The 21,115-nt window shown below is 50.0% G+C and carries 20 protein-coding genes; 13 read left to right on the top strand and 7 right to left on the bottom strand.

Annotated features, from left to right (window positions below):
* The first annotated feature begins 185 nt into the window (after window positions 1-185).
* Together cspE and dsrB are read left to right on the top strand one after the other, a co-directional pair.
* Window positions 186-398 carry a transcription antiterminator/RNA stability regulator CspE gene (cspE, locus tag AC2A1E_RS00290; protein WP_004946278.1) on the top strand — a complete coding sequence of 71 codons (213 nt, stop codon included), beginning with the start codon at window positions 186-188 and terminating at the stop codon, window positions 396-398.
* A 218-nt stretch (window positions 399-616) separates the two neighbouring features.
* Entirely contained in the window at window positions 617-817 is a 201-nt protein-coding gene (dsrB, locus tag AC2A1E_RS00295; RefSeq protein WP_459399013.1) for a protein DsrB, read from the top strand.
* 201 nt (window positions 818-1,018) lie between these two features.
* Here dsrB and rcsA read toward each other — a convergent pair whose 3' ends face one another.
* Window positions 1,019-1,648: a transcriptional regulator RcsA gene (gene rcsA, locus AC2A1E_RS00300; protein WP_484382047.1), complete on the bottom strand. Its 630-nt coding sequence runs from the start codon at window positions 1,646-1,648 to the stop codon at window positions 1,019-1,021.
* 753 nt (window positions 1,649-2,401) lie between these two features.
* Window positions 2,402-3,817 (bottom strand): pyridoxal phosphate-dependent decarboxylase family protein, encoded by a 1,416-nt coding sequence (locus tag AC2A1E_RS00305; protein WP_484382048.1) that lies wholly within the window; start codon window positions 3,815-3,817, stop codon window positions 2,402-2,404.
* Between the two features lie 103 nt (window positions 3,818-3,920).
* Here AC2A1E_RS00305 and AC2A1E_RS00310 point away from each other — a divergent pair, with 103 nt between their 5' ends.
* The 3 genes from AC2A1E_RS00310 to mgtA all read left to right on the top strand — a co-directional run bounded on the left by AC2A1E_RS00310 (window position 3,921) and on the right by mgtA (window position 8,846).
* Window positions 3,921-4,796, top strand: coding sequence for a LysR substrate-binding domain-containing protein (locus AC2A1E_RS00310; protein WP_484382229.1), 876 nt, complete (start codon window positions 3,921-3,923; stop codon window positions 4,794-4,796).
* A gap of 455 nt (window positions 4,797-5,251) precedes the next feature.
* Window positions 5,252-5,950, top strand: coding sequence for an MgtC family protein (locus tag AC2A1E_RS00315; RefSeq protein WP_459399010.1), 699 nt, complete (start codon window positions 5,252-5,254; stop codon window positions 5,948-5,950).
* 196 nt (window positions 5,951-6,146) lie between these two features.
* On the top strand, window positions 6,147-8,846 hold the full coding sequence (gene mgtA / locus AC2A1E_RS00320; RefSeq protein ID WP_484382049.1) for a magnesium-translocating P-type ATPase: 2,700 nt from the start codon (window positions 6,147-6,149) through the stop codon (window positions 8,844-8,846).
* On the opposite strand, the gene AC2A1E_RS00325 is transcribed toward mgtA, so the two are convergent.
* Window positions 8,841-9,614: a DUF3307 domain-containing protein gene (locus tag AC2A1E_RS00325; protein ID WP_484382230.1), complete on the bottom strand. Its 774-nt coding sequence runs from the start codon at window positions 9,612-9,614 to the stop codon at window positions 8,841-8,843. The genes mgtA and AC2A1E_RS00325 overlap by 6 nt on opposite strands.
* Window positions 9,615-9,616: 2 nt before the next feature.
* Entirely contained in the window at window positions 9,617-10,213 is a 597-nt protein-coding gene (locus tag AC2A1E_RS00330; RefSeq protein WP_484382050.1) for a hypothetical protein, read from the bottom strand.
* 226 nt (window positions 10,214-10,439) lie between these two features.
* On the opposite strand from AC2A1E_RS00330, the gene AC2A1E_RS00335 reads away from it, so the two are divergent.
* The 3 genes from AC2A1E_RS00335 to sbmC all read left to right on the top strand — a co-directional run bounded on the left by AC2A1E_RS00335 (window position 10,440) and on the right by sbmC (window position 12,469).
* On the top strand, window positions 10,440-10,973 hold the full coding sequence (locus AC2A1E_RS00335) for a cytochrome b (protein ID WP_484382051.1): 534 nt from the start codon (window positions 10,440-10,442) through the stop codon (window positions 10,971-10,973).
* Between the two features lie 160 nt (window positions 10,974-11,133).
* Window positions 11,134-11,976: a tryptophan 2,3-dioxygenase gene (kynA, locus tag AC2A1E_RS00340; protein ID WP_484382052.1), complete on the top strand. Its 843-nt coding sequence runs from the start codon at window positions 11,134-11,136 to the stop codon at window positions 11,974-11,976.
* A 25-nt stretch (window positions 11,977-12,001) separates the two neighbouring features.
* Entirely contained in the window at window positions 12,002-12,469 is a 468-nt protein-coding gene (gene sbmC / locus AC2A1E_RS00345; protein WP_484382053.1) for a DNA gyrase inhibitor SbmC, read from the top strand.
* A gap of 56 nt (window positions 12,470-12,525) precedes the next feature.
* Here the strand turns inward: sbmC and AC2A1E_RS00350 are convergent, their stop codons facing one another.
* The 3 genes from AC2A1E_RS00350 to ydgT all read right to left on the bottom strand — a co-directional run bounded on the left by AC2A1E_RS00350 (window position 12,526) and on the right by ydgT (window position 14,613).
* Window positions 12,526-13,560 (bottom strand): NADP-dependent oxidoreductase, encoded by a 1,035-nt coding sequence (locus AC2A1E_RS00350; RefSeq protein ID WP_484382054.1) that lies wholly within the window; start codon window positions 13,558-13,560, stop codon window positions 12,526-12,528.
* A 266-nt stretch (window positions 13,561-13,826) separates the two neighbouring features.
* The gene (gene uspC / locus AC2A1E_RS00355) at window positions 13,827-14,246 is read right to left on the bottom strand and encodes a universal stress protein UspC (RefSeq protein WP_473190884.1); all 420 of its coding nucleotides are present in this window, start codon (window positions 14,244-14,246) and stop codon (window positions 13,827-13,829) included.
* A gap of 151 nt (window positions 14,247-14,397) precedes the next feature.
* Window positions 14,398-14,613 carry a transcription modulator YdgT gene (gene ydgT / locus AC2A1E_RS00360; protein WP_473191550.1) on the bottom strand — a complete coding sequence of 72 codons (216 nt, stop codon included), beginning with the start codon at window positions 14,611-14,613 and terminating at the stop codon, window positions 14,398-14,400.
* Between the two features lie 1,570 nt (window positions 14,614-16,183).
* On the opposite strand from ydgT, the gene flhD reads away from it, so the two are divergent.
* The 5 genes from flhD (at window position 16,184) to cheA (ending at window position 21,111) form a co-directional block, all read left to right on the top strand.
* A complete protein-coding gene (gene flhD, locus AC2A1E_RS00365) occupies window positions 16,184-16,534 on the top strand; it encodes a flagellar transcriptional regulator FlhD (protein WP_473190885.1) in 351 nt (116 codons plus the stop codon).
* A gap of 2 nt (window positions 16,535-16,536) precedes the next feature.
* Complete coding sequence (gene flhC / locus AC2A1E_RS00370; protein ID WP_473190886.1) at window positions 16,537-17,118, top strand: flagellar transcriptional regulator FlhC; 582 nt, start codon at window positions 16,537-16,539, stop codon at window positions 17,116-17,118.
* Between the two features lie 138 nt (window positions 17,119-17,256).
* Entirely contained in the window at window positions 17,257-18,147 is an 891-nt protein-coding gene (motA, locus tag AC2A1E_RS00375) for a flagellar motor stator protein MotA (protein WP_473190887.1), read from the top strand.
* Complete coding sequence (gene motB, locus AC2A1E_RS00380) at window positions 18,144-19,145, top strand: flagellar motor protein MotB (protein ID WP_484382055.1); 1,002 nt, start codon at window positions 18,144-18,146, stop codon at window positions 19,143-19,145. Before motA ends, motB begins: the two co-directional genes overlap by 4 nt.
* A gap of 4 nt (window positions 19,146-19,149) precedes the next feature.
* Complete coding sequence (gene cheA / locus AC2A1E_RS00385; protein WP_484382056.1) at window positions 19,150-21,111, top strand: chemotaxis protein CheA; 1,962 nt, start codon at window positions 19,150-19,152, stop codon at window positions 21,109-21,111.
* Window positions 21,112-21,115: the final 4 nt, after the last annotated feature.

Genomic DNA, 21,115 nt, shown 5'->3' on the forward strand with positions numbered 1-21,115 from the left:
ATGATTCCCGGCCTGTGGTACAGACCTATTTATGCACGACATTTTGAGTAAAGTAGTTCAAATTTAAAGCGTTATCCTTGATAGCTCTTCTCTGACGAATTTCCTTTCTAGTGCCTCCATAAGTAACTGATGACCGGCTATAACATGCCCATGGCGGCTTAAATTTAATATTGAAGGAATTAGACATGTCTAACATGATCAAAGGTCAAGTGAAGTGGTTCAACGAATCTAAAGGTTTTGGTTTCATTACTCCTGCAGACGGCAGCAAAGATGTATTCGTACACTTCTCTGCAATTCAGGATCAAGGTTTCAAGACCCTGGCTGAAGGCCAGAACGTACAGTTCTCTATCGAGAACGGTGCTAAAGGTCCGTCAGCGGCTAACGTTACCGCTATCTAATCGGCTCCTTGCTGATCAAAAACCCGCCTTGGCGGGTTTTTTTGTATCTGTAGTTTGGCCACAAGGCAAAAGCCCGTAGCACTGTGGAGCGAATAAAACCGCGTTGCCGTGCTCTGCTAAGCTTTAACGGTACTGAAAACACCGCCTGCACCTGCTGTAATCAGGGCGATGTAGCGCAGCGGTATGATTTGCAGCCATGATAGATGATGAGGTAAACCATGAAAGTTAACGATCTGGTGACGGTGAAAACCGACGGTGGTGCACGTCGTGAAGGGGTTGTTCTAACAGTAGAAGTGTTTAATGAAGGAACGATGTATCTGGTGGCATTGGAAGACTATCCTGCCGGTATATGGTTCTTCAATGAGATTGACAGCCGCGATGGCACTTTTGTTGAACTGCGTTCAGCAGAAAACGAGTAAACCTCACCTTGCTGTGTCTGGCTTTTTCTAGTGGCTAATATTGCTGCGTGATATCAGAGTTAATTATCAAACGAGAATACCCGTCGCGATAGAGCGTGCCAGTGCGAACAGGTATTTCAGTTTTGGTGGAGAAAGCCTCCAGTAGAGCGTCTACACGGCCTTACAGAGGTGTCCCTGATAAAGTCGTGGCTATTGCCTGTGTTAACGATTGTTAACGAATATGCCATTGGTCAATGTGTCGGTTAAACGAACAACATGATAAATAATCTGCTTGTTGTGCGTTTTGATCTTTCTCTTGATGTTTCCCTTATGAGAAGAGACCGTTTTCGCTTTGATCTGCATCTGATCGGAGATCTGAATGGTTCCCTGGCCGGACATCCACATGCGTAGCATATTGGATTCGGTTTGGCTGAGCGTCACCGGCGTCTGGTCAAGCGAGTTTTTTTCAGGGCGGCTGACTTTTTTCTCAAGATAGTGGTTGAGTAACCGGCTCATTGTTTCTGGTTTGATGGATTTTGACGAGATGATAACGTTTTTACGTACGTATAAATAATCGTCGAAATGTACGTTAGTGATTGCCATGAAAATAAAGAATAATGTGTCAGGGTGCTGAGAAATCACCTGTTTTATTCTTTCTGTCGCATCGGCTTCATGTATGAAGCAATCTTCGTTCAAAAAAACCAGGTTAGGCTTAATCCTGGTACATTTTTCGTCCAGGCAATCGATACCGGCAGCAGTGTTGATATGACGCTTTTTCACACCCTGTGAAGTCAGATAGTCAGTAAGTCCTAATCTGGTGTAACTGCATGAATCCATGATAATTGTTGGCATATAGCACCCCACTTAAACCCGTTTTACTGCGGTAGTAATAAGAAAAGCCTGTGTTTTAAGGCTAAAAAGGTACAAAAAAATTGCATTTTATGGACACAAAGTTCTATCAATAAAACAGACACTACTCAATGTCTTTTCGGACTAAATTTTTTAATCCCATTAATCCATCAGTTTAGCTTAAGTCGTCTTATTATAGCGAATGATTGAATATCTGCTCGCAATAGCCTTGAGTGTCACTCAGCGACAAGATTAACCTCATTGAATTTATTCAGTATCTCATGAGGGTTATTTCTACGTTAGTAAGATAATTATTAAAAAAATACACGTTTTAACTTTTGCTTAATTTTTGCTGTTTTTTTGCGCGTCAAAAGCGTCTCTTATCATCATAATTTTTGATTTAATGTTTTAATTCAATTCATTATACCAATGCGTTTGCTGAATTGGTAATGATAATTCTTTCTATTTGGCGTATTGAAGTTGTTTTTTAAGCGATGAAAAGAGAAAAAATCGCATCAAGTAGTGCGATTTTTGTGCTTTAACCGTGATTTAATTGTACAACATATTGAATTTTATAAACTATGGTGGCGGTTTTAAGATAAAAATATTTTGCTTATTGTTGTGGCTTAGGCAGGCGCTGGCAGCGTGATGTTGATAAAACGGGTGCTTTACGTCGAAAGATTAGGATCCCGTTGGCAACGTTGCAGCTTTGAGCAACACAGCGTTGCGGTAACACAACGCTGTCTTTTCTAATGATTAAGCGACTTCTGGCCGACAGGTTTGCATCGATTCCAGTGCCAGAGTGATATCCCGCTCCTCGGTCATCCAGTTCACCAGCGCAGCGCGAATGCCCGGCTGGCCGTTATAGTGGGTAGGGGTACAACGTACCACGCCGTGCTGGTCCAAACGTGCAAGAAAACGATCGCGCGCGACTTCTGCATCACCTTCAACTTCCGTTAAGGCAAAGCAGACGATGTTCAGGTTTACGGGGGCCAGCAGGCAGAAGCCTTCACTGGCCGCTAATCCATCCCCCAAGCGGCGTGCCAGCGTGATATTACGTTCAACGATCTCCTGCATGCCGCTGCGGCCATAGGCTTTCAATGCCATCCATAGCGGCAGGGCACGAAAACGCCGTGAGTTTTCGGGTGTCAGGTGCAGATAGTTATCCGGGCGCAACGTTGGGGCCTCGAGATAAGCCGAATGGTTATGGAAAACCTGCATTTGCAGCGCCAGATGGCGGGTAAACTGAATGGCGCTGTCATAGGGGACGTTCATCCATTTATGAGCGTCCACGGTGATCGAATCGGCCTGCTGCCAGCCTTGTAGCAGAGGCGCATAACGAGGGGAGCAGGCGGCTACGCCACCGAATGCGGCATCAACGTGCAGCCAGAATGGATAGCGTTCGCGTAGCGCCAGCAGGCTAGATAGAGCGTCAAAGGTGGCGGTATTCACCGTACCGGCGCTGGCCAATACGATGGTGGGTTTACCTGGCGTTGCGGCAAGGTGTTGCTCTAATACTGCGATGTCGATCGCTTCCGAGTCAGCCTGCCGGGCGATGCTTTTCAGCGCATCACGCCCGATACCCAGCATGCTGAGGGCTTTTACGCTGCTGGAATGGGCATTGGCTGAAAGCACCTGAATGGGGCCTAGGACTGCGAGCCCCTGCTGTGATACGTCAACCCCGTGCTGTTGCCCAAGCCATTGACGGCCGATGGCGATACCGACAAAGTTTGCCATGGTGGCACCGCTGACAAAACTGCCGCTGAAGTCAGCAGGCAGATGCAGCAGGGTTTTTAGCTGTTCAATCGTGGCTAATTCAATGGCTGCGGCAATGGTGTCATGGCTAAGTAGGCTATTTTGGTCGGTTGTGCTAACCAGCCAGTCGGCCGCTAAAGCTGCCGGAGTACCACCGCCGGTGACAAAACCAAAGTAGCGTGGACCGGCGCTACCGGAGAATCCAGCGGCATAGCGCTGCCAGAAATTATCCAGGGCCGCCATAGCGCCATGGCCTTCTTCCACCAGGATATTATCCTCGGTTCCAAGCTGCTGTTCAGCCAATGGTGGACATACAGAGCGCTGCTCCAGCCCGGCGAGAAATCTTTGTGCCAGTTGGCTGGCGTGGTCGAGTATACGGGGGAAATCGTTAAGATCTTGTTGTAAACGAGGGTGCATAGCTTGTCCTTGGTACACAGGTAATGTAGGGCTATACCATAGAGAGTTTGCATTGGTGCTGATATCGATGAAAAATAACCTTTTGTGATAGTAAGGCTAACCAATTATGAACGATCGTTTGCCGATTCATTTTTTACCGACCTTTATCATTGCCGCTCGGTTGGAAAATCTGCGCGCGGCTGCGCAACAGATACATCTGACCCATGGCGCTGTCAGCCAGCAAATTCAACAACTTGAACAGGCGATCGGCTGCCCATTGTTTGAACGCAGCGGACGCGGAGTGCGCCTGAATGCTGCCGGGCGCGAACTGTTGGCCGTTGCCGAACCGGCATTGTCAGCCTTGCAGCAAGGTGTCAATCGCGTCAGACGGATTGCGGCAAGCCAGACGCTGCGCATCAGCGTGCTACCCTCCTTTGCTCATTATTGGTTATTGCCCAGGCTGGCGGCTTTTCATCGCGTTTGCTCTGGGATCACACTGGATATTGATGCTTCACTGGCGGTACAGGATTTATCGCGCAAGGGTTTTGATGCTGCGATCCGCATGGGAGATGGTGTTTGGTCAGGCGTGCAGGCGCAGCGTATTGCTACAGGGGAAGTGGTGCCCGTTGCTACCCCAGAGCTGGCTTTACAATGGCAGGGCTCCTTTTCTCGCGTTGTTGGGGCACAGGTTCCATTACTTGAACATGATGCTATGCCCTGGCATGTCTGGTTTCATGCGCAGGGATACGCTGGCGGTGGCCAGCAAGTGGCACTGTTCAACGATGCCGGCCTGTTGATCCGCGCCGCCGAACAGGGATTTGGTATTGCCCTGGTGAAAACGGTGCTGGCGAGTGATTCGATTGCTGCGGGCCGTCTGGTGCCGTTGGCGGCGGCTCAGCACTTGGGAAATAACGATATTTATCTGGTGTGGCCGCATGCCACGGGCCTGACGCCTGCAGTTGAAGCCTTGTTGCATTGGTTACAGCAGCAACTGGGGTGAGGAGCATCATATATTGTATGTTGCCGACAATAGATATAATGAAATAAAGAGAATATTCAGTTTAATATTCGTTTAATAAACTATTCTTTACTTCATCACTTTACGTAACTATACTCCCTGCAAAATTTCAGTGGAGAAAATCAATTGGACAGTTGTAGTAGCAGCGAAATAATTAAGGCAAGCTGGCCGATCTCCTTCTGATTTGTTGCTTGCCGAACACGGCGGGCAGCACCCCTCTCAAGTTATTCCGAGTTGTGCCAACCCGAACATCACTGTTGTACCTGAAGCTAAATCGCTTCGGGAGATTTGATTCGGATATTATTATGGTATTGCATCGCCACAGCCTTTTCCCTCCAGGCACTAAAACGCTAATCCGCTGATTTATTTTCAGCGCAATTTCGCGTGTGCTTAAAAGCACATGATTCACCCTCCTGCTGTTTATTAAGGGGAAGATCATGGCTATGACTCCTTTTGTCTTGAATTTATTACTGGCGATGAGCCTGGGCGCAATTATTGGCGCCGAGCGGCAATGGCGCCAACGAATGGCTGGCTTGCGTACCAATGCATTGGTGGCGACCGGTGCTGCGGTCTTTATCTTGAGCTCGGTCACCACTGAGCCTTCCAGCGCCGGGCGTATTGCCGCGCAAATTGTCTCTGGGATCGGCTTTCTCGGTGCCGGTGTCATTATGCGTGAAGGCCTCAATATCCGTGGGTTGAATACGGCAGCCACCCTGTGGTGCTCTGCGGCGATCGGCGTGCTGTGTGGTTTGGGCCAACACTGGGAAGCCGTACTGGCAACGCTGGTTATCCTATGTGCCAATATTCTGCTACGGGAAGCGGCGCAGCGCATTAATCTGCAACCGCAGCAGCAGGCGGTCGATCTGGAATTGCGTTACCGCATTCTGGTAACCTGTGGCGAACAGGATGAAATCCTGGTGCGTACGTTAATTCTACAGGCGTTGAACGGTGTGGCATTACGATTACAATCGCTACGCAGTGCCGATATTGCCATTCCTGGTCAATTAGAGGTGTGTGCGGAAATTATCGCTAATCCGGTCGCACAGAAAGATATTGAAAGTATTGTCTGCCGCGTCAGTCTGGAAAGAAGCGTCAGTGCGGTGCATTGGCGTGTCGCTTCTGAATTGCCCGTTTAATTATTATCAACATTCACCTATAAGGTGATAAGGAGCCATTATGGACGATCACCCCGGAGCTTTTATTATTCTGCGTTGTTAACGCAATAATAATGACGTTAACAGCGCTAATTCAATAAATTCCACTCTGCGTATATTCACCTGTCAATACGGGCGAGGTCACCCTGTGCGCAGAGTAAAATAAGGGAATAGTGTTATGACCTATATTAAAGAAAAAACACGTCGCCGTGATAAAAGCCGCGAACCTTATGCCATCGCGCTTGAGGCAAAGAACAGCCTCGATCAGACGCTGGCAAATCTGAACTGTAGCCGCATTGGATTAACCCAGGAAGATGCACAAGAGCGTTTGCAACACTTTGGCACCAATCAGGTGGCCCATGAGAAAGCTCCCCATGTGTTGGTGCAATTAGTCAGCGCGTTTAATAACCCGTTTATTTTTGTCTTGATGGTGCTGGCGGCGATCAGTTTCTTTACCGACTATTGGCTACCGGCCCGGCACGGTGAAGAAACTGAGCTCACCGGTGTGATCATCATTCTGGTGATGGTGACGCTGAGCGGTTTGCTGCGTTTCTGGCAGGAATACCGTACCAACAAAGCTGCCGAATCGCTGAAGTCGATGGTGCGTACTACCGCCACGGTGTTACGCCGCAGCAGTTTCAGCGCTCAAGCCTTGGCGGTGGAAATCCCCATTCGTGAATTGGTACCGGGCGACATTATCCAACTTTCTGCTGGGGATATGGTGCCAGCGGATGTGCGTTTGCTCAGTTCCCGCGATCTGTTTATCAGCCAGGCCATCTTGACCGGGGAAGCGATCCCGATCGAGAAATATGACGCGTTGGGTAGCGTCAGCCAGAAATCGACTGAAATCGATGCTTCCAGCGAAATTGAGTTGCTTGAACTATCGAACATTTGCCTGATGGGCACCAACGTTGCCAGCGGTACCGCATCGGCAGTGGTGGTAGCGACCGGTGGCCGCACCTATTTCGGTTCTCTGGCGAAGTCGATCGTCGGTTCCCGCTCGCAAACCGCGTTTGATCGTGGGGTGAACAGCGTCAGTTGGCTGTTGATCCGCTTTATGCTGGTGATGGTGCCTATTGTCCTGCTGATCAACGGTTTCACTAAAGGGGACTGGTCGGAAGCTGCGCTGTTTGCACTGGCAGTGGCCGTTGGCCTGACGCCAGAAATGCTGCCGATGATTGTCAGTTCCAACCTGGCGAAAGGCGCTATTGCCATGGCGCGCCGCAAGGTGGTGGTCAAACGCCTGAATGCTATCCAAAACTTTGGCGCGATGGACGTACTCTGTACCGATAAAACCGGCACATTGACGCAGGATCGTATCATCCTTGAGCATCATCTGGATGTGAACGGCAACAAAGATCATCATGTGCTGCATCTGGCCTGGCTGAACAGTTTCCATCAAAGCGGTATGAAAAACCTGATGGATCAGGCGGTGATCCGCTTCGGGCGTGGTAAACCGGGTGTTGAAGCGCTTGGGCGCTACAGCAAAGTGGATGAACTGCCGTTTGATTTCGTGCGCCGCCGCCTATCCATTGTGGTACAGGATGAAGAACGGCGTCAGTTGCTGATCTGCAAGGGGGCGGTGGAGGAGATGCTGGAAATCGCCACCCATGTGCGCGAAGGGCAGCAGGTTCTGGAGATTGATGATGCGCGCCGCGCTGCTTTGCAGGCGCTGGCCTGCGAGTACAACGAAGATGGTTTCCGCGTGCTGGTGCTGGCCACGCGCGATCTGGGACATGAAGGTTGCACGCTGCCACTCAGTGTGGCGGACGAACGCGATCTGGTGATTGAAGGGCTGCTGACGTTCCTCGATCCGCCGAAAGAAAGTGCACAGGAAGCGATTGCGGCATTACAGGAAAATGGCGTAGCGGTGAAAGTGTTGACCGGCGACAACCCGGTGATCACCTGCAAGATTTGCCGTGATGTTGGGCTGGAGCCAGGGGAGCCGCTTTCGGGCTTGGAAATCGAACAGATGGATGATGTTCGGCTAGCGCGTGAAGTAGAACAGCGCACGGTATTTACCAAACTGACGCCGTTGCAGAAATCACGCGTGCTGAAGATGTTGCAAGCCAACGGCCATACCGTCGGTTTCCTGGGGGACGGCATCAACGATGCTCCAGCGTTGCGCGATGCTGACGTGGGGATTTCCGTTGATACCGGTACTGACATTGCTAAAGAGTCGGCCGACATCATCCTGCTTGAAAAGAACCTGATGGTACTGGAAGAAGGGGTGATCAAAGGGCGTGAAACCTTCGGTAATATCATCAAATACCTGAACATGACCGCCAGTTCCAACTTCGGCAACGTGTTCTCGGTCTTGGTAGCCAGTGCATTTATTCCTTTCCTGCCGATGCTGGCGATCCACCTGCTGTTGCAGAACCTGATGTATGACATTTCCCAATTGTCGCTGCCGTGGGACAAGATGGACAAAGAGTTCCTGCGTAAGCCCCGTAAGTGGGATGCCAAGAACATTGGTCGTTTCATGCTGTGGATCGGGCCAACATCGTCTATTTTCGATATCAGTACCTATGCCCTGATGTGGTTTGTGTTTGCCGCCAATAGCATAGAGCATCAGGCGCTGTTCCAGTCTGGCTGGTTTATTGAAGGGCTGTTATCACAAACGCTGGTGGTACATATGTTACGTACCCAGAAGATCCCGTTCATCCAGAGCACGGCAGCGTTGCCCGTGTTGCTGACCACCGGGCTGATTATGGCGCTCGGTATCTATATCCCGTTCTCACCGCTCGGGGCCTGGGTTGGGCTGCAACCGTTGCCTTGGGAGTACTTCCCTTGGTTGGCGGCAACGCTGGTTAGCTACTGTGTGGTAGCACAGCTGATGAAACGTTTCTACATCCGCCGTTTCGGGGAGTGGCTATAACAGTTTCTTCACCAGCAGACCTAACATAATGGTCAGCGTAAAAGAAAACAGCGTACCGAGTAGTACATACTCGGTACGCATTTTATCCCCTGTTTGCCGCAGATCGCCAAAGCGAAAAATAGACTTTGCTGCCAGCAGAAAACCGATGGCCGGTATCTGGCCAATCAGCACAAACGTCAGAATCAACGTCCTTTCCAGATAACCAATTTGTTTACCGGCGCGTAGCAGCGAATCATTATCGGCTTTGGCACTGAGCGGCATTTGCGGTGCCCAGTGCGCCAGTAGCTGCCCAATCAGAATACCCATTGGGGTATAAATCAGTAGATAGGCCAATAGCATCAGGCTAAGTTGCCAACCAGAAATCTGCTGCCATGCGGTATACAGCAATATGCCTGCATTGGGGCTGAGATACAGCCACAGACACAGGATAACGGCCAGATGCAAACTCTGATCGAGTAAAAGACTGCCTACCGGGCTCATACGGGTGAGCCAAGTGACTTTCATCAAGTCGATCAGGTAATGGCTGATACTGATTATCAGGAGAGTACTCAACACGTCTAGCGATGATAACCTGCCGTGCAGCAATCCAAATACAGAGATGACAAAGGCTGCTAGCGCACCATGTAGCAGGGCATGCAACAATAGGAAACGTGAACGGCTGCGATTTTGGGCTTTATCCTTGACCCAACTGAGTGGCTGTAAGGGAAAGTCGGCAACCAGATGCACGACCAGCAGCCAGATCAACAGTGGGGCGTAGGTTAAATCCATCATTAGGTTATCCTGTTTATCGCCGTGATAAATCGCATGATCTCTTCGAAGGCCGCTCGTTTTAAGGTGGCAGATATCGTTGAGGTGGCTTTCTGTAAAGCTGTCGCTACGCCCTTGTTGGTGTCGGTAAACATTCGGGTCTGGACAATTTTAGCTTCGGTCTGTGACAAGCGGCCAATGACATGATCTAACATCGGCAGTAGATCGCTGACAATAACGTTGATTTTTTCATTGTCGGTTTTCAGAGCCAGATAGCAATTTTTTGCCATGTTATCCAGAGAGTTGCCAGAGTTGAGGAATGCGCTGCCATAACCGGCGTTTTTCGTCTGCCGGGTTCCCAGGCCTATCGCTAGCCGAGCATCCCAATGAACGGCATCTACCGCCCGCAGTGCTATGCGGATATACACTGCCAGAAATAATCCCTGGTTTGGCTTCGAAACTAGCTGGAAACTGTCACCGCGAAAGATGTCGTATTGCTGCAGGTACTTGGCCTGTTGCAGTTCTGAGAGCAAACCATCGAGATGGGCGATGTAACTCGCTGTATCAACCTGCTGCGAATTCACCAAATCGCCGGTGATTACGCTGATTTGTGCTTTCATTTGTTGGCCAGCAAGAGAGGAAATCGTCACAGTAAGTTCGCATCCAGAGACGAATTTGTCAACTATTCGTATCTAAAGGCGAATTTGATAATAATTCGTCTCTGGATGCGAATTTCTCCCGGTGATCGCCATAGGCTGTGATAGCTTTTTATTGGCTCTTAATGTGGATTTAACTTAACAGGGCTATATTAGGCGTAGATTGAATATTGAGACGAGAGGGGGGAGCATGAAACGTAAGTTTGCACCGAGTCAGATCTTTTTCCACTGGGCGATTTTTATTCTGGTGGCACTCACCTATGCCGTGATGGAGCTAAAAGGGATTGCCCCTAAGGGCAGCAATATGAGGGAGTGGATGAAAACGCTGCATTATACCTTTGGGATTACGGTACTGATCCTGATGTTAATGCGTGTTGCCCTCAAGTTTGCCTATAAAGACCCGGAGATCATACCACCGCCTCCACGCTGGCAGATTCGCCTGGCCAAAGCGACTCATGGCATTCTCTACCTGATGTTTATCTGCCTACCGCTGCTGGGGGGGTTGTCGCTATATTATGGCAACGTGGAATGGTCATTTCTCTCATATCCGATGCCGGTTGCGGGCCTGCCGAATACCGACATGCAGCATAATCTGAAGGAAATCCATGAGCTGGTTGCGGATGTTGGATACTTTATTGTCGGTATTCATGCGGTCGGGGCGCTGTTTCATCACTACATTATGCTGGATAACACCTTGATCAGAATGATGCCGGGTAAAAAGTAAAGGATCCAATGCGTTTAGCTCGCAAGGATAAACCGGCATGTGATCTGCAAGGCATCTTTGGTTGATTGTTACGTGTGTGTTACAAAAATGGACTATTGTTTTCTCTCGTTTTGCTAACCAGCAGCGCGTTTCCACACTGCGGAGCGCAGGGAGAGAACAGATGAATCAGCGGGAATTAGAAGGCACCATTGTCACCGATTTTTCCAAGCGCATGAGCTATGGCGATTATCTGTGCCTGGATCAGTTACTGGTCTGCCAACAACCTCTTTCCAACCCTCAGCATCATGACGAGATGCTGTTTATCGTGCAGCATCAAACGTCTGAATTATGGATGAAATTAATGCTGCACGAACTACAGGCCGCACGGCTGTTGGTTCAGCAGGATAAGCTCAGTCATTGTTTTAAAATCCTGGCCAGGGTGAAGCAAATCCAGCGGCTGCTGTTTGAGCAGTGGGCGGTATTGGAAACCTTGACGCCATCGGAATATGTCGAGTTCCGTGGGGTACTTGGTAACTCCTCGGGTTTTCAGTCCCACCAGTATCGTTCAATTGAGTTTTTGCTCGGTAATAAGAATGCGGCGATGCTGGCGGTATTCAGCGCTGATGCAGAAAAACATGCTGCGTTAAAAACGCTGCTGGAAGCGCCCAGCTTGTACGATGAATACCTGCTTTACCTCTCCCGCCAGGGTTTACCCATTCCGCAGGCGTGCATTGAACGCGACTGGACGCAACCTTATCAGCGTAATCCCGACTTGTTACCCGTGTTCAAACAGATCTACGATCATCCACAAACTCACTGGGAAGCCTATGAAATGGCGGAAAAGCTGGTGGATATAGAAGAGAGTTTCCATCTGTGGCGTTTTCGCCATATGAAAACGGTGGAACGAATCATCGGGTTTAAATCAGGCACCGGGGGTTCCAGCGGCGTCAGTTTTCTGAAAAAAGCCTTGGAGCTGACCTTTTTCCCGGAACTATTGGATGTGCGTACCGAAATTGGTTCCTGACCACTAATGACAAAAGGAAAGGGTGATGGCCATAAGAATTGAACAGAAGGCAGCAGAAAAGGTGGTGGGGTTACGGGTTATCGGGCCTTATGCGCAATCCATTCCACCAGGATGCCAGCGCCTGATGGCATGGCAAAAACAGCATGGGATCCCTACGGGGAAATGGTTGGTGCTGTACTGGGACGATCCCGCTGAAGTCGCCCCAGAAAGGCAGCGTGCCGATGTGGTATTGACCGTCGCAGAAGATTTTACGTTACCGGTGGGCAGTGAAGCGCTGTCTATACAAACTTTACCGGCCGGGGAGTATGCGATCTACCACGTGCGGATCACTGACGGCGATTTTGAGGCGGCATGGGGCAATTTTTATCAGAAGGAATTGCCTGCAAGCGGCTATCAACCGATAGACGGCGTTTGCTACGAACACTATCTCAACGACAACGAAGCCGATGGATATTTTGACCTTGATATTTATCAGACGGTGAAGAAAGCCTGACGAACGGTAATATCCGATGGATTGTCTCAGGGCGCAAGAGCGCCCTGATCATGCCGTTACTCTTCACCCACGCGGATCACCAGCTTGCCGAAGTTTTTCCCCTGTAGCAGGCCAAAGAAGGCTTGAGGGGCGTTCTCTAATCCTTCTACCACATCTTCACGGAATTTGATTTTACCCTGGCTGACCCACTCTTCCATTTGCTGTAAAAACTCACCAAAACGTGGGGCGTAGTCATCGAAGATAATAAAGCCCTGCATTTTGATACGTTTGCGCAGAATCAGGCTTTGCAGCAGTGGTAACCGATCTGGGCCATCGGGTAACCCGGTGGCATTGTACTGGGCGATTACGCCACAGACCGGGATGCGCGCTTTAGTGTTAAGTAAGGGGATAACCGCATCGAATACCGCACCGCCGACGTTTTCATAGTAAACGTCGATACCTTGTGGGCAAGCGGTGGCCAGTTGCTCTGCAAAATGGGGGGAGCGATGATCGAGACAGGCGTCAAAACCCAGTTCATCGACAACATAGCGGCATTTCTCTTCACCACCGGCAACGCCGACCACGCGGCAGCCTTTCAATTTGGCAATCTGGCCCACCACTGAACCTACGGCACCGCTGGCAGCGGCAACCACCACGGTTTCCCCTGCCTGTGGCTGGCCGATGTCCAACAGCCCCATGTAAGCAGTGAACCCCGGCATACCCAACACACCAAGCAGGCGGGAAGGGTGATCGAGCTTGGCCCCCAAGTTACGCAGCCCTTGTCCTTCTGACAACGCATAGTCTTGCCAGCCGTCGTAACCTAATACCCAATCTCCGGTTTTGAAATCAGGGTGCTGTGATGAGACGACGCGGGATACCGTGCCACCGACCATCACCTGCCCGATTTGCACCGGCGGCGCGTAAGAGGGAGCATCACTCATACGGCCACGCATATAAGGATCGAGCGAAAGGTAGACGGTGCGCAGCAACAATTGTCCTGCTGCGGGCTGTGGTATTTCGGTAGTTTCCAGACGGAAATTTTCTGCGTGTGGCTCGCCGTGCGGACGAGAAGCTAAAACGAAGCGGCGATTCTGGTGCTGTTGCTGAGACATCGGGTGCTCCTTGGCGACAGAGTAGGATTATCAGTCTAACCAATATGCAGCAATGGGGAATTACGATATGTGCGCATAGGCTTATTGCCAGCAGGGCGCTTTCATTCTAAAGAGAAATAATTTATCACTTCACGAGCTTACCTTATCGCCATTTACTGTCGTGAGTTAGTATTGCACCATAAAAGAATTGATGCCTTTTGCGTGATAATTGCTGTTGGCGATTATCAATGAGGAGGCTGGAAAATGATACTGCGATTGCCAATCCGTTACAGTGGAATGATCAACACATCAATGCTGCTGGTATTAATAAAGCGCGCGGCAGAACAGGTGACTTTGTTCAGCATACTGTCGCTGTGGTTACCACAAATGACCAGGTCAAAAGGTTGCCGCTGGTTGGCATAAGTCAGGCAGTCACCCAGTTCGCCGTGGATAATCCGGGTATTGTGGATGGGGTAATCGGTACGCAGCCGTAGCTCCTCCATAAACAGCAGCGTCTCTTCCTCCATCAACGCACGCAGGTCGCCAAGCATCGGGCCCGCGAAGTTGTTATAGATCTCGGGATTGGCGATCATGCTCACCAGCGTGATTTGCCCATTATAAGGGCGCACGATAGAAACAGCCTTCTCTACCAGCCGGTGACTGTCTGCAGCCACTGCTACCGCTACCAACACGTTCTGGTATCCCATGTTCGACTCCTATAGCTCGATTACGTGCTAAAAGGGTAGAGCTTTGGCAGTCCAATAAATGTGTTTCGTATCACGCGCGACAGCAAATCTTGAGCCAGGCAAGAAAATCCGCCATAAAAGACAAAAAAGAAGCGCGCGTAATAGCGGGAAATTAAAGAACCTGTGCCCACAGTGATTTCGGTACTTTTCCTAAGTCGAACAGCTTACCTGAGACCAATTCTGCGCGGCGATGATCGGCTGCGCGATACATGCTACTCATTTCACTATCATTGGTTATGGAGTAATTTAGCTTGTCATAGACTTTTTCTAGGCTGTCTAAACTGGAACATTTACGAAATGTCATCAGATAATCGATGGTATGAGTCATGGTTGAAATATAGCCTGTAAATTGTTTTAAGCCGGTAAAGAAAAACATCACCTGCTTACGGGATAACCGTGAGCAGAGATGCGCCGCCAGACACAAACAAAGAAAAATGAACAAACGGATCGCGCTGCAACGAAATATCCCTCATGGCGTTGTTAGCGCACAGAGAATGATAATATGTGATGGTCATGTCGGCAATATTCCTGAGTGCATAAAACATTAATTAGGGATTATCTTAAAAACAGTCCAGAGGTTTTTTTCGGTCATTTTGCATCTGGTCTGCGTCTAGGCGAGGATTCTGCCTTTAAACATCATTGAGGCCAGCTTATAAGCTAAACGACACGGAGCACCGCTCTGCTGCGATCTTGTTTAAACTGCCAGTGCAGTGACATTTATCACGACGGGTTTCTGGCCTGATAACCACCCCCAACAAGATTTGTTAGGCTAGCGTGTCATTTTCCCTTTTGGATAATGGCTCCAGAAGAGAAATACTACCATTGGAATGACGGTGTCAGATACAGATAACGATAAGTCAGCTTATTGCGGAGTGGAAATGATTCGTATTATATAATTTACCGAACAGATTATTCAAATTATTTGATGCATGCCAGTGAAAACACATGAAGAGAGCCTATTAGTTAATTAGGAAAGTAGTGAAATAAAATTAAATCTGCACTGTTTTTTTATTAAGAGAAGTGAGATGTTATGACTTTTACCTGAAAGTAGAATTAATATGAAAATAATAAAAATAAGATAAAATTTCACATTGCTTTCATGACAATCTTCTGGGGCTTTTCGCCTAAAACTGTTCTTGCATGGTAGTGGTACTTTTCCTTTAATTGAAACATTTAGTTACCTTTGTTTTCTTGTTAAAAGGTAAAAATTTCACATCTTATAAATGATAATCCTCTGAAAAATGGAAGCCGTGCGGGTTTTCTCCATGTTGAGTGAAGACAGGCGGACGATAAATCCTACAGTTTTCAAGCGGTAGCCTCTCTCTATAATTTCATTAAAACACATTAACTTTTTGTTTTAAAAGTACTTATTCTTTATTTTTGGATTTTTGCTCTGTCATTTGACTTTGGTAAAGCTTTTGTTCGATTTAATCTAGAAAAGAGTGTTTTTTAGCGAATAAAGGTTGTTTTTAAGATTATTTTCTATCTATGGTTACTTTTTGAGCTAAAATAGTTCAAAAAACATCCTGCCTGTTGATGCCAGGTTAAAATATTTTTTATTTTTGTGATATGTATTGCATTTTTTTTAAAATGGCAGGTAACCCAAGTTGTGTATGCTCAAGGTTCAGAGGTAAAGTGATATTTCAGCTGGGAATAATCTTATCAATTTGTAAAATAGTTTCATGATGGAAACACTATGAAACCCAGTGGTTGTCTATCTGGACATTCTGATTTAGATACATATCGAATACTGAGTAAAGCCCTAATGGAGTAGGTTTCAGCACTGCCATGGCTGGCATGGAGAGATCTGTTTGCCAACTTAGGGATAAACCAAGTCACGGGCGATAAATTTATCACCCAGCGTATGTTTTTAAACATAGTCTGTCGGGATGAAAAATATGGGCACGTCGGAACTACTTAAACATATTTATGATATCAACTTATCCTATTTACTTTTAGCGCAACGGCTAATAAATGATGAGAAGGCGTCTGCAATGTTCCGCCTGGGGATCGATGAAACCATGGCCGATGCATTGTCGCAACTCACGTTGCCACAAATGGTCAAATTGGCAGAAACCAATCAATTGGTCTGCCATTTCCGTTTCAACGATCACAATACTATTGAACGCCTGACCAAAGAGTCCCGAGTGGACGACCTGCAACAAATCCACACGGGTATTTTGCTATCAAGCCATCTACTGCAAGGGTTATCGGCTAAAAGCGGTAGCTCGACGAAGAAAAGAGCCTGATTATGAGCGATAAAAGTATTGTTCAAGAAGCTAAAGACATTCAACTCGCCATGGAGTTAATCACTTTGGGCGCGCGGTTGCAGATGCTGGAAAGCGAAACGCAACTCAGCCGCGGGCGGTTGATAAAACTTTATAAGGAGTTACGTGGCAGCCCGCCACCTAAAGGCATGCTGCCGTTTTCAACCGACTGGTTTATGATCTGGGAACAAAACATTCATTCATCAATGTTTTACAACGCTTATCGATTCCTGCTGAAAAGTGGGCAATGTCGGGGTGTGGACGCGGTTATCAAAGCCTACCGCCTGTATCTGGAGCAGTGCCCGCAGCAACCGGGTGAAGCGCCACTGCTGGCTTTGACCCGCGCCTGGACGCTGGTGCGCTTTGTCGACAGCGGCATGTTACAACTCTCCGCCTGTAATTGCTGTAGCGGCACCTTCATCACCCATGCCTACCAACCACTTAACAGCTTTGTCTGCAGTTTATGCCAACCTCCTTCCCGCGCAGTAAAAAGACGTAAACTTTCTCCGCAACTGGCCGATATTACTCCTCAACTGCTGGGCGAGCAGGTTAAACGCGCGGTCTGATGCAGACTTGCTGAAACCAAAAAACAGCAGTGAAACGCAGGAGCCCGGCACACCGGGGCCATGGAATGGCCCGTGCTGCGACTGTGTCATTCCTCCATGCTGACCTCAGCTTCCATTCTGTGAATTTAAGGAATATGTGTGTTAGTGATCTTGGGTTATCTCGTGGTGCTGGCGGCGGTATTTGGCGGCTATATGATTGTCGGCGGCCATCTTGGCGCGCTCTATCAACCGGCAGAGTTCCTGATTATCGGTGGGGCAGGCCTGGGTGCGTTTATCGTCGGCAACAACGGTAAAGCGATTAAATCCACGCTGCGTGCCATTCCCACACTGATGCGCCGCTCAAAATACAGCAAAGATCTGTATATGGATCTGATGGCATTGCTGTATCGCTTACTGGCCAAATCCCGCCAACAGGGCATGTTATCCCTCGAGTTCGATATCGATAATCCGCAGGAAAGTGAAATCTTCTCTAATTATCCACGCATCCTTGCCGATAACCATTTGGTGGAATTTATTACCGACTATTTACGGCTGATGGTGAGTGGCAACATGAACGCATTTGAAATAGAAGCGTTGATGGATGAAGAGATCGAAACCTTTGAGCAGGAAAGCGAAGTGCCTGCGGGCAGCCTGGCGATGGTCGGCGACTCGTTACCGGCCTTCGGCATTGTTGCCGCTGTGATGGGGGTGGTTCATGCGCTGGCCTCGGCCGATCGCCCGGCCGCCGAGTTGGGTGCCTTGATCGCCAACGCCATGGTAGGGACGTTCCTCGGCATTCTGCTGGCCTATGGGTTTGTCTCTCCGTTGGCTTCACTACTGCGCCAGAAAAGCGCAGAAACCACCAAAATGATGCAGTGCATCAAAGTGACGTTGTTGTCGAGCCTGAACGGTTATGCCCCGCAGATCGCGGTCGAATTTGGTCGTAAAACGCTGTACACCAGCGAGCGTCCTTCCTTCGTAGAACTGGAAGAGCATGTGCGCCGGGTGAAAGCGCCAGCGCCGCAAGAGACGGAAGAGCAGGACGCATGAAGCAAAATCACCCGGTTGTTCTGGTCAGAAAGCGTAAAACCCAGCATGCCGCCCATCATGGTGGTTCCTGGAAAATTGCCTACGCCGATTTTATGACGGCGATGATGGCGTTTTTCCTGGTGATGTGGCTGTTGGCGATTGCCAGCCCGCAAGAGTTGACGCAGATCGCCGAATATTTCCGCACGCCACTGAAAGTGGCCTTGAGCGGTGGCAACAAAAGCAGCGCCGAGAGCAGCCCGATCCCCGGAGGGGGCGACGATCCTACCCAGCAGCAAGGGTTGGTGAAAAAGCAGGTGGATTCACCTGAAATACAGGCAGAGAAACTGCGGTTAAACAAGCTGCGCGAAAAACTGAACGAACTGATTGAGTCCGATCCACGCCTGAAAACGCTGCGCCCGCATTTGCTGATCAACATGATGAACGAAGGGTTGCGCATTCAGATTATCGACAGCCAGAACCGACCAATGTTCAAGACCGGCAGCGCCCAGGTTGAAAGCTATATGCGCGATATCCTGCGCGCCATTGCCCCGATGCTGAACGATTTGCCGAACAGCATCAGCCTGGCGGGCCATACCGACGATCTGCCCTATGCCACCGGTGAGCGCTATTACAGCAACTGGGAGCTTTCAGCCGATCGCGCCAATGCCTCACGGCGTGAGTTGATTGGCGGTGGTCTGGCCGAAGGAAAAGTACTGCGCGTGATTGGCATGGCATCGACCATGAGCCTGAAAGCGCACGGTGCTGATGATGCTATCAACCGGCGTATCACGATCCTGGTGCTGAACAAAGAGAGTCAGCAGAACATAGAGCAGGAAAATGCGGAGAGCAACGCGACGGAAATCAGTCAGCCCGAAGGCGTACAGTCACTGCTGCCAGAGGATGTCGTGACAACGCCCGAACCTGCGGCTCCCGTTGCCAGCGCTGCTGGGCCGACAACGGCGATCCCGGCCGCACCTGCCGCCACTTTACCGACTAACCGTGACTTACCGCCGAGGTGACCCCGTGAGCATGGACATTAGCGCTTTTTATCAGACCTTTTTCGATGAAGCAGACGAACTGTTGGCCGATATGGAACAGCACCTGCTGGAGTTGGATCCATCGGCCCCGGATATTGAGCCGCTGAATGCGATCTTTCGCGCCGCGCACTCGATTAAAGGCGGTGCAGCCACGTTCGGTTTCTCCATCCTGCAGGAAACCACCCACCTGCTGGAGAATTTGCTGGACGGTGCCCGGCGTCAGGAAATGCGTTTGAGCACCGAGATTATCAACCTGTTTCTGGAAACCAAAGACATTATGCAGGAACAACTGGATGCCTATAAAACCTCGCAACAGCCTGATAGCAAAAGTTTTGAAACTATCTGTCAGGCACTGCGGCAACTGGCTTTGGAAGCACAACAGCAGGGCGCGCCCGCAGCGGAACTGGCCGTAGAAACCGCAACCTTCGTGCCCGCGGCGATCGAAGAGGGTGTGCGTATCTGCTTGAGCAGTCTGAAGCCGAACGAAATTCCGTTGATGCTGGAAGAGCTGGGCAATCTGGGGGAAGTGCAGAACCCGCAGCAGAGCGAAAATAGTTTGGAAGTGACGCTGCTGACCTCAGCCAGCGAAGAGGCGATCAGCGCGGTGCTGTGTTTTGTGCTGGAGCCGGAACAGATCGCGTTCACCAAGCCAGCGCTGCCGATCACAACCGCCAGCGAGCCAGAGCCGCAAGAGCTATCTGCCGCAGTGGCTCAACTTTCCTCGGTGGCAGAAACGCCGAAAGCGCGCGCCAAAGCCAGTGAATCCAGCAGCATCCGCGTGGCGGTAGAAAAGGTTGATCAACTGATCAATCTGGTGGGTGAATTGGTGATCACCCAGTCAATGCTGGCGCAGCGCTCTGGCTCGCTGGATCCGGTTAACCATGGTGACCTGCTCAACAGCATGAGCCAGTTGGAGCGTAATGCCCGTGATTTGCAGGAGTCGGTGATGTCGATCCGCATGATGCCGATGGAATACGTGTTCAGCCGATTCCCGCGTCTGGTGCGCGATCTGGCCAGCAAGTTGGATAAACAGGTGGATCTGACGCTGCGGGGTAGTTCCACCGAACTGGATAAGAGCCTGATCGAACGCATTATCGACCCTTTAACGCACCTGGTGCGCAACAGTCTGGATCACGGCATTGAAGAACCGGCGGCACGCGTGGCGGCAGGCAAACCCGCAGTGGGTAACCTGATCCTGTCGGCTGAACATCAAGGGGGCAATATCTGCATTGAGGTTACCGACGATGGTGCAGGTCTGAATCGTCAGAAAATCCTGGCGAAAGCCGCTGCGCAAGGCCTGCCGGTGAGCGACAGCATGACGGATGACGAGGTGGGCATGCTGATCTTCGCCCCAGGCTTCTCCACCGCCGAGTTGGTGACCGATGTTTCTGGCCGCGGTGTCGGCATGGACGTGGTGAAAAGAAACATTCAGGAAATGGGCGGCCACGTTGAGATTCATTCGCAGGCGGGCAAGGGCACGGCAATCCGTATCCTGCTGCCGTTGACGCTGGCGATCCTCGACGGCATGTCGGTCAAGGTGAATGAAGAGGTCTTTATTCTGCCGCTGAATGCGGTGATGGAATCGCTCCAGCCGCAGGCAGAGGATTTACATCCGCTGGCCGGAGGGGAACGCGTGCTACAGGTGCGCGGTGAATATCTGCCGCTGGTGGAGCTGTACCGAATATTTGACGTGGACGGAGCAAAAAGCGAGGCCACGCAGGGGATTGTGGTGATCCTGCAAAGCGCCGGTCGCCGCTATGCGCTGCTGGTGGATCAGTTGATCGGCCAACATCAGGTGGTGGTGAAAAACCTGGAAAGCAATTACCGCAAAATCCCTGGGATCTCCGCCGCAACTATCTTGGGGGACGGTAGCGTCGCGTTGATTGTGGATGTCTCGGCGTTACAAACGTTGAACCGTGAACAGCGTCTGACGGACGTGGCCGCATAACGAT

It is taken from the genome of Serratia sp. HNCC26DJ206 (assembly GCF_057180605.1).